Here is a 13,784-nt window from a genome sequence, read left to right on the forward strand (position 1 = left end):
GACAGGCGCGGCAGGGGGCTGGAGCTTTTTGGCGATGTGCCTTTTGAGGCATCTGCCCTGCCGTATAATGCCCATGAGCTGGAAAATGCCCGCCATCCATACGATTTGCCGCAGGCACATCACACCTACCTGCGTGCTTCAGCCGGTCAGTCCGGCGTGGGGGGCGATGATACCTGGGGTGCTCCTGTGCTGGATGAGTATACTGTCAAAAATGAAAGCAGGCGGTTTGTGTTCTGCTTCCGGGGCATCTGATGCCTTGTCCCTGGCGTTAGCGGCATAGTGCGATACATGAGAGTTCAGCAGTAGATAATTTTGTAGATTCATTGTGTTGGCAGCATAGTGCGGTACATGATAGATGAGGAGAGGTTAGAGATGAACAGCAAGGATTTAATCGGGAAAATTGCAGAGGGCAGCTTTGACGAGGCGTTGGCAAATATGTACGGCAGGGAGGCTCTGACTGCTCAGAGGGAGCGTTACAGCAGGGCACTGGAGCGTTTTGAGGAGCTGTATCCGGGCAGTGAGGAGGTGCGGATTTTCTCCGCACCAGGGCGCACCGAGGTATGCGGCAACCACACTGACCATCAGCGGGGACGCGTGCTGGCTGCGGCTATCAATTTGGATGCTGTTGCCGTAGTCGGCTTTCATGAGGAGGGGGTTATCCGCCTGCAGTCCGAGGGGTACCAGGCAGAGCTGATTGACCTGAAGGCTTTGCAGGCAAATGAGGCGGAGCATGGTACGACAGCGGCCCTGATTCGCGGCATGGCTGCTCAGTTTGCAGAGCTGGGCTGCAACATCGGCGGTTTTAATGCCTATGTGACCTCTGATGTGCTGGGGGGCAGCGGCCTGTCCTCCTCAGCGGCCTTTGAGGTGCTGGTGGGGACTATTCTGGATGAGTATTATAATGATGGCAGGGCAGGTGCTGTGGAAATTGCCAAGATGGGGCAGCTGGCTGAGAATCATTACTTTGGCAAGAAGTGCGGCCTGATGGATCAGATGGTTTCCTCTGTGGGCGGCTTCGTATTTATTGACTTTGCAGATACCCGTAAGCCTGTTATTGAAAAGCATACATGTGATTTTGCTGCTGCCGGTATCAGCCTGTGTATTACTGATACCAAGGGGAGCCATGCTGACCTTACCCCGGATTATGTGGCAGTGCCAAGCGAGATGAAGGCAGTGGCTGCCTGCTTTGGCAAGGAGGTTCTGCGGGAGGTGCCTGAGCAGGAATTTTTCGCGGCTATCGGCAGCCTGAGAGGCAAGGTCAGTGACAGGGCTATTCTGCGTGCCGCACATTTTTATGGTGATGATGCCCGGGTGGCAAAGGAGGTAGAGGCACTGGATGCCGCTGATTTCCAGCGGTTCTTTGACCTGGTGAAGGAATCAGGCAATTCCTCTGCCAGATGGCTGCAGAATGTGTACTCCATCAAGAAGCCGGAGGAGCAGGGGGTAAGCCTCGGCCTGATGGTCAGTGAGAAGGTGCTGGCGGGACGCGGTGCATATCGCGTGCATGGCGGCGGCTTTGCCGGTACGATTCAGGCCTTTGTGCCGGATGAGCTGGTGGCAGAATATGCGGCGGCTATGGAGTCCTTGTTTGGAGAGGGCTGCTGCTACCGCTTGAAAATCCGTCCTGTGGGCGGCGTAAGGGTGATGTGAGGTGCAGGCTATGAATCACGAGATTAACAGATTATTGAATTTTGCCCTGCAGCAGGGGCTGCTTGACCAGGCTGATAGGGTTTATGGGGCAAACCTTTTGCTGGCTGCCCTGCAGCTGGAGGAGTTTAGTCCGGAGGAGATAGATGAGAGGCTGGAGGTGCCGGATGAAATCCTGAGCAGGATGCTGGATTATGCTGCGGAGCAGGGAATCATTGAGGATACTGCCAACCAGCGTGATTTGTTTGATACGCTGCTGATGAACTGCGTGATGCCACGGCCTTCGGAGGTAATCAGGGCTTTCAGGGCAGATTATGACCGGTCTCCTGAGCTGGCTACGGATAACTATTATAAGCTGAGTATTGCTTCTAACTATATCCGGAAGGCGCGTATTGACAAAAATGTTATCTGGCAGACGGCTACCGAGTATGGCGATTTGGATATTACGATTAATCTTTCCAAGCCGGAAAAGGATCCCCGTGATATTGCCAAGGCAAAGCTGGTGAAGTCCTCCAGCTATCCTAAGTGCCTGTTGTGCAGGGAGAATGAGGGCTTTGCCGGTCATGCCAGTCACCCTGCCCGCCAGACGCATCGCCTGATACCCTTGGATTTTGGCGGCAGGGAGTGGTTTTTGCAGTATTCCCCTTATACCTATTATAATGAGCATTGCATTATTCTGAACGGCGAGCATGTGCCCATGAAGATTTCCCGCCGTACCTTTGAAAACCTGACGGAATTTGTTACTCTGTTTCCCCATTATTTTGCCGGCTCTAATGCCGACCTGCCAATTGTAGGCGGTTCTATTCTGTCCCATGACCATTATCAGGGGGGGCGCTATACCTTTGCCATGGCCAAGGCACCGGTGGAAAAGAGCTATGTATTTGAGGCTTATCCTGAGGTGGAGGCAGGCAGGGTACGCTGGCCGATGAGCGCTCTCCGGCTGACCTCTGAAAATCGTCAGCAGCTGATTGAGCTGGCAGAGCATATTCTTTTGGTATGGCGTGGCTACAGCGATGATGGGGCAGGGGTTCTGGCCTTTTCCGGGCAGGAGCCTCACAATACCATTACCCCGATTTGCCGGCGCCAGGGCAGGGCTTATCAGCTGGATCTGGTGCTCAGAAACAACCGCACCGATGCAGAAAATCCTCTGGGGATTTTCCATCCTCATGCCAATGTCCATCATATCAAGAAGGAAAATATCGGCCTGATTGAGGTAATGGGGCTGGCGGTACTGCCGCCGAGACTGAAGGGCAACATGGAAAAAATCCGGGAGGCTCTGCTGGCTGGCCGGGAAAGCATTGCTGATGATGAAGCCTTGGCTGTACACGCTGACTGGTACAAGGAAATCAGGGCGGCCCATCCTGAAATTAATGAGGATAATGCGGCACAGATTATCAGGGATGAAATTGGCAGGGTATTTATGCAGGTGCTTACGGATGCAGGCGTATTCAAGCGTGACGAGGCAGGGCTGGCTGCCTTTGACAGATTTGTGACAGCTTGCAAATAATGTGTAAGCTATGTGGCTAACAAGGAGTGAAATAAGATTATGGCTATATTGGTATGCGGCGGAGCCGGGTATATAGGTTCTCATACAGTTTATCAGCTGGTGGAAAAGGGCGAGAGTGTAGTTATTGTGGATAATTTGCAGACAGGCCATCTGGATGCAGTCAATCCCAAGGCGAAGTTTTATGAGGGAGATATTCGTGAGGCTGCCGTCCTGGATAAGATTTTTACAGAAAATAAGATAGATGCGGTGGTGCATTTTGCGGCTAATTCCCTGGTGGGGGAGTCCATGACCAATCCGCTGAAGTATTTTAACAACAATGTCTATGGTATGCAGGTTTTGCTGGAGGCCATGGTGCGCCACGGCGTTGACAAGATTGTTTTTTCTTCTACGGCAGCTACCTATGGCGAGCCGGAGAGGATTCCTATTATGGAGGATGATCGTACAGAGCCTACCAATCCTTATGGTCAGTCCAAGCTGATCATGGAGAAGATGATGAAGTGGGTGAGCCTGGCTAATGGCATCAGATATGTTTCCCTGCGTTATTTCAATGCTGCAGGTGCCATTGAGGATGGCTCCATTGGTGAGGATCACAATCCGGAAACCCACCTTATTCCGCTGATTTTGCAGGTACCGCTGGGCAAGCGGGAGCATATTACAATCTTTGGCGATGATTATCCGACTCCTGATGGCACCTGCCTCCGGGATTATATCCATGTGCTGGATTTGGCAGATGCCCATGTGCTGGCCGTTGACTATCTCCGCAAGGGCGGCGAGAGCAATATTTTTAATCTCGGCAATGGTCAGGGCTTTTCCGTCAAGGAAATGATTGAGGCTGCCGAGGAGGCAACCGGGCACGACATCAAGGTGGAAATCGGCCAGCGTCGTGCAGGGGATCCTGCCCAGCTGATTGCTTCTAGTGAAAAGGCACGCAGCGTGCTTGGCTGGAAGCCTAGGTTTACTGATGTCAGGGCGGTGATTGGCACAGCCTGGAAATGGCATCAGCAGCATCCTGAGGGATATAGCAAATAATGGGATTGTGTATTACACCCCTCATTTCACAAAAACATTTGACATAGTTCCATTATTTTTGCTATAATGATATGGCTATGGAGAGGTGTCCGAGTGGTTTAAGGAGCCGGTCTTGAAAACCGGTGATGTCGCAAGGCACCGTGGGTTCGAATCCCACCCTCTCCGCCATATTCAGGAGCAGTACTCAAGAGGCTGAAGAGGACGGTTTGCTAAATCGTTAGGGTCGCAAGGCTGCGGAGGTTCGAATCCTCTCTGCTCCGCCATTTTGTGAATTAGCCCTTCGGATTTTTCCGAGGGGCTTTTTTGTGTAAAAAATTTGCGCTATAATAGAGTCAGCTTTATCTGGGTGTGGCTGCGCCGGGCACAAGAGGTTGGGGCCGGTAGCAGATTAGCCATGCAAGCGGATATATTGGGAGGCGATATATTATGAAATTTGCAATCGCAGGCTCCGGTGGCACAGGCGGTGTGCTGGGAGCGTATCTTGCCAAGGCTGGCAATGATGTGACATTTCTGGCCAGAGGAAAGCATTTAGAGGCAATCCGTGAGAAGGGACTGACTCTGGAAAGTCAGCATAACGGCAACTTTACGGTTTATCCTGCAAAGGCATGTACGATGGATGAGTATGCTGATAGGCCTGATGTGCTGCTGGTGTGTGTCAAATATTATGACATTGAGGCTGCCATAGAGCTGGCAAGGCGTACTGCCGGGGAGGATACAATTATCCTGCCTATCCTGAATATCTATGGCACAGGTGGCGTCATGCAGGCTGCCCTGCCGGATAAGCTGACAGTGCTGGATGGCTGTATGTATGTTTTCGGCATGATTAAGGAGCCGGGAGTTATCAGTCAGCCTCAGTCCATTTTGCGTGTGTTCTATGGCTTCCGTCAGGGGCAGGACAGGCGTCTGGAAGCCAAGGCAAGGGATTTGGAGCAGGTATTCAAGGCAGCGGGCATAGAGGGGCATTTTACGGATAACATTGCCGCTGACCACCTGCAGAAATTCAGCTTTGTTTCCCCTATGGGGGCGGCAGGGTTATATTTTAATGCCAAGAGCGAGGACTTCCAGCAGGAAGGGCAGGTGCGTGATACCTTCGTGGGGCTTATTAGGGAGGTGCAGGCTATCGGTGATGCTATGGGGCTGACCTTCAAGAGTGACCTGGTAAAATCGGGGCTGAAGCTGATTGATGCCTTTAAGCCGGGAGGCATGACCTCCATGCAGCGGGATGTTGCCGCAGGACGCCAGTCGGAATTTGCCGGGCTGGTGGACAGCATCGTGGAGCTGGGCAAAAAGCTGAATGTACCGACACCGTACTATGCAAAAATCAGCCAGTGGGGCAAGGAAAATCATATAAAGTAATGTAAAATAAAGCAGGCAGGAAGGGATAGTATACGCTAACCCGTTCCTGCCTGTTGTAGTATCTACCGTTATGTTATTGTAGTAAATCCAAAGAGCTGCCAAGGTTTTGGTTGGCCTGAGCCAGCATGGACTGAGCTGATTGGGCGAGGACATTATACTTGGAGTAATTTGTCATTTCCTTGGCCATATCCGCATCGCGGATTACGCTTTCTGCCGCGGTGGTGTTTTCATGTGAGGTTACAATATTATCATTCATGTAGTTTAAGCGCACTTCCTGAACGCCTAGGGTGGTGGCTGCATTGGTAAGGTACTTTAAAGCCTGATCCAATGATTGGACAAATTTAAGGGCCTTTTCCCTGGTGCTGACGCAGGAGGCAGTAGAAATTGCTCCCTTTGCAGGATATGGCCAGGTTTCTTCCCGCCAGAGGCGTCGTCTTTTCTCTTCTAAAGGAGTATTTTCAATGTAGTCCTCACCCCACTCCGGCGGCCAGGTTCTATCTTCTTCATAACCCTTCGGCCACGGATTTGGATAATCGCTTTCTTTTGGTTCGATGTCCCAGTTTGAATTTTGGGCTGGGAACAGCGCATCCAGCGTAGTGTTGGGTAGCTGTAGCCTAGTGAACTGGCTGCTGACGGTATCACCTTGAATAACTAAATTTTGCCATGGCAGCTTGCCGCCGACAGTTTCTACCTGGCCTGCAACGCCATTATACAGAGCGAGATCATAGTCGTGGTCTTTGGTAATATAGCAGTGCTTATTACCACTGGCATCATCATAAAAATGTAAACATACATTGTGATTCCAAGGGCTTGTTAACTGTTGCACACTGGAACCAGTAGGCGATGTGCCAGTAATTTGGGAAATACCTTGTTCCATTGCATTATAAATATCATTGATAGTGCTGAGACCGGCAATGCCGATAACATAACATTCTGATGGTGGTCTGACAGTATTATCTATATGATGCTGACCTGTATTTGCTGGCAGTGTGGCATCAAATTTAACACAAACGAATTGCTCACACTTATCGCATAACACGGAAAAACCTTGTTGGTCTAGAGAAGCAGGCAGATTCGTGCTAGGCAAGTTTAAATCGTAGAAACCAGATGTGTTGCCGTTTCTATTAGTAGTAGTTAGAGCTGGCGTTCCATCGGGCAATGTTCCTGCGGTGTAATTATCGCCTGGCATTTTAGGTGTGGTGGAATAAGAATTACCTATGGTTGCATTGCTGAGAAGAACTGATGCCATTGTACCGTTATATGCGGTAAAGCCTGAGGGAGCACCAATATCTTGATAAGCACCGCCAATATAAACAGACATGTTGTTTGTATTAGGGTTACGAACTACATTATGCGGCTGATGGGAACTATCATAAACTGTTTGTCCAATAGTGTAAGTAGTGCCAGACGGATCTGGAGACCAGGTAATTTGATTTGGATCATAAACAGTATTAGGAGGATTTCGTAGAAAATTAGTATTGGGCGCATATACTGGTAAATTCTTAAAAATAGCATTCGTATTGGGAGTTTCTGGTATAACAGGTGTAGTATTCTGACTTGGCGGGGCATCAGTATTAAAAAAGGTTGTTGGTTCACCCGGCATAACGCCGTTCAGAAGCTGTCTGCCGTTATATTCAGTGGAGTAAGATATGTTGTTCAGATCCATCAGCCTGGCATTGACTTCTTTTTGCATGATAGCACGATCTGCATCGGTATTGGTATCGTTTGCCGCATCAAGGGCGATTTCTTTCATGCGCTTGATGAGGTCAATCTGGTTATCAATGGCCCCTTCTGCCACAGAAAGCATATTGGCACCAGTTTTTGTATTGGCATTGCATTGGTCAAGTGCCCTGAGTTGAACACGCATTTTTTCTGAAATACTATAAGCAGAAGCACTATCTGCGGCACTATTTATTTTCATGCCGGAAGAAACTTTTTGCAGGGATTTTGTCAAAAGATTGGTATTTTTATTGAGCTGATTTAAGGTCCGTAAAGAGGGCATGGTATTTTTTATCATACTAGCCATTGCATTAACTCCTCTGAAAGCTTACAAAACTATGTGTTATCTACATGGTAGCATAATTTCTTTCTCAAAACAATAAAGATTTTGTGTATTCAAATTACCAAACTTATGGTATAATAATGTATATTGCAACATTGTAGCATATATGGCTGAAAGAGGGCAGATAGCAGTGAAGAATGACAGGCAACCCAAATATAGCGGCAAAGATACAGTCTTTCGAGATATGTTTTCTGACAAAAAAATCTTATACAGCTGTATCAGGCATTGCATCCAGATGATAAGACTATAACTAAAGATGATTTGGACATTGTTACCTTGCAGTCCATCCTGATGAACGGCATATATAATGACTTGGGATTCATGGTCAGAGGCAACCATCTGATGATATTGGTAGAAGCACAATCCACCTGGTCAGCAAACATCGTTGTCCGTTCCTTGATATATCTGATGAGTACCTATCAGGATTACTTTACGAACAACAAAATTCAGCTGTATGGCAGCAAGAAAGCTGATATGCCAAAGCCTGAGCTGTATGTTATCTACACTGGTGAAAAAGAAAATCATCCTGATATATTGTCGCTTAAGGATGAATTTTTTCCTGATACGGATTGCTGCATAGATGCCAAGGTGAAGATTATCTATCTCAGCGACAGCAATGATATTATAAATCAATACATCGGCTTTTGCAGGGTATTCAATGAACAGGTTGCCCTGTATGGCAGGACCTTGACAGCGGCAAAAGAAATTATCAGGATTTGCCGCAATAGAAATCTGCTGACAGAATACTTGAGTGAAAGAGAGAAGGAGGTTGAGGATATCATGCTTACTTTATTTGACCAGGAAAAGATTTGGAATATTGAAAGAGATAATATTAGGGCGGCAGCTTTGGTGGATGGTATCAGTCAGGGAATCAGCCAGGGTGGCTGCCGGAAAGGGGCAAAATATGATTATTGGGATGTTAAAGGAAAATGTCAATATCAACACTGTCGCCAAGGTTGCACAAATGACAGTCGAGCAGGTTGCGGCTATTGGCAAAAAAGCAGTCGTGCTATAGGATGGCATGACAAATATTGCAATGCATGGATAGATGTCACATACATGTGGGATATCTATTTTTGTGCGATATAAAAGGCTTGTTACTGTATTGCTTGCTTGTTACAATGATAACAGAAGACAGTATGTGCAAAAATTAAGTATTTTCAGTTTTGCGGGAGAGGTGAATGGTGATGGAAAATGAGATTAATTTGACTACAAAACCCGTGGGAAGCATATCAGGGAGGTTTTTTGTGCCGTCGTATCAACGAGGATATAGATGGAGCAGTAATGAGGTAGTCAGGTTGCTGGAGGATATATTCAGGAATGGCAATGCCAAGTATTGCCTGCAGCCGATAGTAGTTCGTCATAATGCAGGCCAGTATGAACTGGTAGATGGGCAGCAAAGGTTGACAACCCTGTTTCTGATCTATCAATATATGTACAAAGAACTGGGCGGTGTGTTTGATGCACCAGCGTTTTCATTGGAATATGCCACTAGGGACAAGTCCGAAACATTTCTCAATGATATAGATTTGAGCAGGTGTGAGGAAAATATAGATTTCTGGTTTATGGGTAATACGTACAAGACTATTAAAGAATGGTTCAGCTGTGCTGAAAAGCCGAAAAAGCGTGCATTTGAATTTGCTTCATATCTTGAGGACAATGTCAGCGTGATTTGGTATGAGGTGCATGGGATTGATGATGATGAGGCCATTTCCCTATTTGCTCGTCTGAATATAGGCAAAATCCCCCTTACCAGTGCCGAGCTGGTCAAAGCTATGTTCTTGAACAGGGATGGTTGGCAAGGGCAGCCGGAAATAAAGCGTGAAAAGCAGGAAGAAATTTCCCTGCAATGGGACAGCATGGAAAATGAACTGCATCGGGATGCCTTTTGGGGATTTTTGACCAACAAGAAGCAGCATAACTATCAAACACGCATGGATTTGCTTTTGGAACTGCTTGTCTATGGGCATCAGGCAGACATCAGGGATAGGTACGCCGCATTTTTTGCTATTGACAGGATGAGCCGCTATATGTCACTGAATGATATATGGAATAAGCTGAGAAAGACATTTTTCCTATTGCAGGATTGGTTTGAGGACCATGATTTATATCACAAAATAGGTTATTTGATTGCTTCCGGATATGCTTCAATTAATGAAATTTTTGCCTTAGTTTCCCACAAGAAAAAAAATGAAATTGCGCAAATACTGGATGACAGTATAAGAGCAAGCCTGCTTATTGGTGAGCGTAACTATGGTGATTTGGAATATACCAATCGCGATGACTACCCCAAAATCAGCCGTCTGCTGCTGCTGTTCAATGTGGAATCAGTAAGGCAGATTGGTAAAAGAACCCAATGGTTTCCCTTTGACAAGTTTAAGTACGGTCTGGCCAATCAGGCAGCATGGAGCTTGGAACATATTCATGCGCAGCATGCAGAGGGATTAAATACACAGTTTGCCTGGAAGGAATGGCTCGAACAGCATGGTAATGCCATCGAGGCACTTGGTGATAATAAAAAATATGCTGACCTGTTGGATAGAATACAGGTAGCAGTAGCTGATGGAAAGCTGGGGCGTAATGATTTTGTGAGCTTGCAGCAGGAGATTGCAGGCGTGCTTTCCCCGGCGGGCTACAAGGAAGATTTGCATAGTATTGCCAATCTGGCTCTTTTAGATAGCAGCCTTAATGCAGCATTGAGCAATTCTGCTTTCGCGGTCAAAAGAAATCATTTGCTGGAAATGGACAAGCATGGCGAGTATATTCCTTTTTGCACACGAAATGTCTTCCTGAAATATTATACACCGTCGGAAGAATGTCAGCTGTATTTTTGGGGCATGGCAGACCGAAAAGCGTATATAACTGCTATCAATGAAAAATTGAAGGATTACCTGCCTGAGCCGATTAAATGTGAACAGGAGGGAGTATAGGAAATGAATGCCAAATTATTGTCATTTTATGATATTTTTCATTCTGCTGAACCTGAAGGAGAATGTGGTTTTAAGCTAAAAAGAATAGTTATTCCTATTATCCAGCGAGATTATGCTCAGGGCAGGAAAGTGGCGGAGATAGATAAAATACGCAGCCGTTTTCTGGATGCTCTGCATGGCGCGGTTACAGTTAAGCCTATCGTGCTGGATTTTGTTTATGGCAGCCTTGATGAAGATGGTACTTTGATACCTCTGGATGGACAGCAGAGGTTGACCACTTTGTTTTTGCTCCATTGGTACGCTGCTAAAAAAGCAGGGATTCCTGAGGATGAGTATGTTTTTTTAAAGGGATTTAGCTATGAAACACGTTATAGTGCCAGAGATTTTTGCTGGGAGCTGGTGAAATTTACCCCGGAGTTCACAGATGCAATATCGGTTGATATAAGCAATCAGGAATGGTTTCCGCTTTCATGGAAAAAAGATGCTACCATAAGTTCTATGCTGGTTGTGCTGGATGCTATTCAGGAGAAATTTGCTTCTGTAGATGATTTATGGCAAAAATTGCGCGAGGGTGCCATAAAGTTTTATTTTTTACCGATTAATGATATGGGGCTTACGGATGAAATCTATATTAAGATGAATTCTCGTGGCAAGCCGCTGACTTTATTTGAACATTTCAAGGCAGAGTTGGAACGGGAACTGCGCCTGACAGATGTGGCTACTGCCAAGCGAATAATCAGCAAAATTGACAGGGAATGGACAGATTTGCTGTGGCAATATCGGGATAGTGGCAACGGACTGCCGGAAGATAGCGTGATTGATGACGAGTTTTTGCGGTATTTTCGTTTTATCTGTGATGTGATTTGCTATGAACAGGGAGAGTCTTTGGCTGGCAGGGAGGATGATGAATTTGAACTGATACAGAGATATTTTTCCCACAAACTAGAAAGGGTGACTGCCAATATTAAGCTGCTGGAATGTTATTTTGATTGCTGGTGCAAAATTGCGGGTTATAAAAATCCAAAGGATTTTTTGACAGCATATATGAGCAATAAACATGAATTTGGCAAGATTTTGGTGGAAAAGCGATATGATTTGGATATATTCGGGGACTGTTTGCGATGTTATGGCGAAAGGACAGGCAATAATAATCGAATTTTTCCATTGGGAAGATTTGTGCTTCTGTATGCAGTCAATATCTTTTTGTGCCAGAGCGGCATACGGGATAAGTTGCCGGAGATGGCTGATGTACCAGAGGTGTCTGAGGCGGATTTTGCCAGACGGTTGAGGATGATTAATAATCTTATTCAAAATTCTGAATTTCAGATTAGTGACAGGACCAGCGGCAATCGTATGCCTGCTATTCTTAGAGCAGTTCGGGAGATTATGCTTACCGGCGTAATCAAGGTGGATAACAAGGATAATTTTAACGAGCATCAGCTTTTGGAGGAGAAAAATAAAATAGAGTATCTGCAGAAACATCCTGAGGATACGGAAAAGGTATTTGCGCTGGAGGATCATCCGCTGCTTAGGGGACAGATGGGAATAGTATGGGATAATGATTTCATTTATGGGGATAAATTTGCCCAATTATTTGTGTATGAAGCTGATAAGCCTGCTTGCAATTTTGATGCCATTGATTGTGCCCTGATGGCAATAGGCGATTATGGGCAGAACGAAAATAGCTGGCGTTATCAGTATGGCTCGGCCTCTGCCGCTCATCAGAAGGCGTGGGAGAACTTGTTTCACAAAAGCAGAAATGGCGGCTTTGGCAGGACGAAAGCGGTTTTGCTTGCGCTCTTATCCAAACTGGAATGTTATGGGACGGAGGCTTTGCGGTCTGTGGCTGATGAGTTTGTGGAAAAATGTGAGGCAGAACATTTTTATCCGTGGCGTTACTATTACATCAAGTACAGGGAATTTAGGCCTGGTTCCTTTGGCAAGATAGGCAGAGAGGTAGCGGATGATTGTTCTTATAGTACGTATATATTAACTACTCAGCGGTATATTTCGATTAATACATATATTCCTTATTTTGCAGCGGCAAAAAATATTTTAAGTGCCGATGGCGTAGATGTGACTTGTTCTTATACAGAACTACCACTGGATTTGAAAGCACGGCTGGAAATGGGGAATATGCAAATTTCCTGGGATGGCGGTGCTTCATATCAGTTTACGTTCAAGAATCCGGCAGGGGAATGGCAGACCAAGCTGTTCAGCATAACTAGGCAGAATGGCATCGATAGGGAAAATAGGGTGGAAAAGCTGGTTTCATGGCTGACAAAGTTGCTAAAAGAGAATTGATTTTGTGGTAAGAAACTGGACTATTACAAATAGCCAGTAGGGCAAAGAAAATCATATAAAGTGATGCAAATAAAACAGGCAGGATGGGATAGCGTATGTTGCCTCGCTCCTGCCTGTTGCATTTTGTAATATTCAATTTATATAAGTTTTTAGGTCACGATAGAAATTTTCGTGTACGCCAAGCATGATCAGCTTTAGGGTTATCGGGTCAAAGCTATATGCCAAAAGAAATTGCTTTGAGGATACTTTGTACTTATAAACACGGATACCTGCTAAGTCCTGCTTTTTTTCTGTACCCAGCAAGGGATTTTCCGCTATAGCTTTGATGGCTGAGTTAGTGGCAGTTAGCTCTTGTCCTTTCAGTTTCTTATATGTGCGCTTAAATAAAGGGGATTGCGTAATTTGCAAAGTTATTCCTCCCTGAATTCAAATGGTTCCTGAGGCAATTCTTTGGCTATCAGTATTTCGCGTATAAATTCTATGGGAAGGTCAGGGTTAGCCAGGGCATTCTTGCCAAGCATTGCCCAGTAATTGATTTGCTGGGCGGCACTGCGGTACTCAGCCTTGCCAATGCTGGCTGCTTCGGAAAACAGTCCTGCATCTACTCGTACACTTACTGTTGACATAATATCACCTCCATGCTGGTTACAGTATAGCATATTTTGTGGCAGATTGCTACAAAATATGTTGTACTGTAACGGATTAGAGTATGGTGAACGCATTAGGAATAAACTCCAGTTTGTCGTAGTGCTTGATCGTTACTTCGGCGATATATGTGAGTTTTATTGATTAGTGCAGGGGAGCTGTCAGAAAAACATCAGTAAATACTCCAATGGTCGGAGAGGCAATGCCAATGCAGGCACGCTCGCGCTACTATCCACGCCTAGCGGATGCTAAGCTCTCGCTGCGCCTACGGCTTGCGACTCGCTAAGCACCGAGGCGCGTCTCA

Annotated in this window: 11 protein-coding genes and 2 tRNA genes; 10 read left to right on the forward strand and 3 right to left on the reverse strand. The window is 46.3% G+C overall.

The window, feature by feature from the left end:
* The 7 genes from FYJ84_RS13810 to FYJ84_RS13840 form a co-directional block, all read left to right on the forward strand.
* The coding region (locus FYJ84_RS13810) for a beta-galactosidase small subunit-related protein (protein WP_154408176.1) at window positions 1-252 on the forward strand (252 nt) is incomplete at its 5' end.
* Window positions 253-372: 120 nt separating this feature from the next.
* Complete coding sequence (locus FYJ84_RS13815; RefSeq protein ID WP_154408177.1) at window positions 373-1,650, forward strand: galactokinase; 1,278 nt, start codon at window positions 373-375, stop codon at window positions 1,648-1,650.
* 10 nt (window positions 1,651-1,660) lie between these two features.
* Complete coding sequence (galT, locus tag FYJ84_RS13820) at window positions 1,661-3,154, forward strand: UDP-glucose--hexose-1-phosphate uridylyltransferase (protein WP_154408178.1); 1,494 nt, start codon at window positions 1,661-1,663, stop codon at window positions 3,152-3,154.
* 39 nt (window positions 3,155-3,193) lie between these two features.
* Complete coding sequence (gene galE / locus FYJ84_RS13825) at window positions 3,194-4,183, forward strand: UDP-glucose 4-epimerase GalE (RefSeq protein WP_154408179.1); 990 nt, start codon at window positions 3,194-3,196, stop codon at window positions 4,181-4,183.
* A 79-nt stretch (window positions 4,184-4,262) separates the two neighbouring features.
* Window positions 4,263-4,351, forward strand: a tRNA-Ser gene (locus FYJ84_RS13830).
* Between the two features lie 6 nt (window positions 4,352-4,357).
* A tRNA-Ser gene (locus tag FYJ84_RS13835) sits at window positions 4,358-4,446 on the forward strand.
* Between the two features lie 163 nt (window positions 4,447-4,609).
* Window positions 4,610-5,539 carry a ketopantoate reductase family protein gene (locus FYJ84_RS13840; protein ID WP_154408180.1) on the forward strand — a complete coding sequence of 310 codons (930 nt, stop codon included), beginning with the start codon at window positions 4,610-4,612 and terminating at the stop codon, window positions 5,537-5,539.
* Window positions 5,540-5,612: 73 nt separating this feature from the next.
* On the opposite strand, the gene FYJ84_RS13845 is transcribed toward FYJ84_RS13840, so the two are convergent.
* Complete coding sequence (locus FYJ84_RS13845; protein WP_154408181.1) at window positions 5,613-7,565, reverse strand: flagellin; 1,953 nt, start codon at window positions 7,563-7,565, stop codon at window positions 5,613-5,615.
* A 261-nt stretch (window positions 7,566-7,826) separates the two neighbouring features.
* Between FYJ84_RS13845 and FYJ84_RS13850 the strand changes: the two genes are divergently transcribed.
* The 3 genes from FYJ84_RS13850 (at window position 7,827) to FYJ84_RS13860 (ending at window position 12,835) form a co-directional block, all read left to right on the forward strand.
* Window positions 7,827-8,690 (forward strand): hypothetical protein, encoded by an 864-nt coding sequence (locus FYJ84_RS13850; protein ID WP_154408182.1) that lies wholly within the window; start codon window positions 7,827-7,829, stop codon window positions 8,688-8,690.
* 158 nt (window positions 8,691-8,848) lie between these two features.
* On the forward strand, window positions 8,849-10,531 hold the full coding sequence (locus FYJ84_RS13855) for a GmrSD restriction endonuclease domain-containing protein (protein WP_205764282.1): 1,683 nt from the start codon (window positions 8,849-8,851) through the stop codon (window positions 10,529-10,531).
* A gap of 3 nt (window positions 10,532-10,534) precedes the next feature.
* Window positions 10,535-12,835: a DUF262 domain-containing protein gene (locus tag FYJ84_RS13860; protein WP_154408184.1), complete on the forward strand. Its 2,301-nt coding sequence runs from the start codon at window positions 10,535-10,537 to the stop codon at window positions 12,833-12,835.
* 132 nt (window positions 12,836-12,967) lie between these two features.
* On the opposite strand, the gene FYJ84_RS13865 is transcribed toward FYJ84_RS13860, so the two are convergent.
* Window positions 12,968-13,243, reverse strand: a complete 276-nt coding sequence (locus FYJ84_RS13865) for a type II toxin-antitoxin system RelE/ParE family toxin (protein WP_154408185.1) — start codon at window positions 13,241-13,243, stop codon at window positions 12,968-12,970.
* A gap of 2 nt (window positions 13,244-13,245) precedes the next feature.
* Entirely contained in the window at window positions 13,246-13,461 is a 216-nt protein-coding gene (locus FYJ84_RS13870) for a TA system antitoxin ParD family protein (RefSeq protein WP_154408186.1), read from the reverse strand.
* Window positions 13,462-13,784: the final 323 nt, after the last annotated feature.

This window comes from Anaerovibrio slackiae (assembly GCF_009695585.1).
GTDB classification, from domain to species: domain Bacteria; phylum Bacillota; class Negativicutes; order Selenomonadales; family Selenomonadaceae; genus Anaerovibrio; species Anaerovibrio slackiae.

What these genes read in the sequence shown, in the direction of transcription:
- FYJ84_RS13815 (WP_154408177.1), top strand. Translation starts at nt 373, where the DNA reads ATGAACAGCAAGGATTTAATCGGGAAAATTGCAGAGGGCAGCTTTGAC.
- galT (WP_154408178.1), top strand. Translation starts at nt 1,661, where the DNA reads ATGAATCACGAGATTAACAGATTATTGAATTTTGCCCTGCAGCAGGGG.
- galE (WP_154408179.1), top strand. Translation starts at nt 3,194, where the DNA reads ATGGCTATATTGGTATGCGGCGGAGCCGGGTATATAGGTTCTCATACA.
- FYJ84_RS13840 (WP_154408180.1), top strand. Translation starts at nt 4,610, where the DNA reads ATGAAATTTGCAATCGCAGGCTCCGGTGGCACAGGCGGTGTGCTGGGA.
- FYJ84_RS13845 (WP_154408181.1), bottom strand. Translation starts at nt 7,565, where the DNA reads ATGGCTAGTATGATAAAAAATACCATGCCCTCTTTACGGACCTTAAAT.
- FYJ84_RS13860 (WP_154408184.1), top strand. Translation starts at nt 10,535, where the DNA reads ATGAATGCCAAATTATTGTCATTTTATGATATTTTTCATTCTGCTGAA.
- FYJ84_RS13870 (WP_154408186.1), bottom strand. Translation starts at nt 13,461, where the DNA reads ATGTCAACAGTAAGTGTACGAGTAGATGCAGGACTGTTTTCCGAAGCA.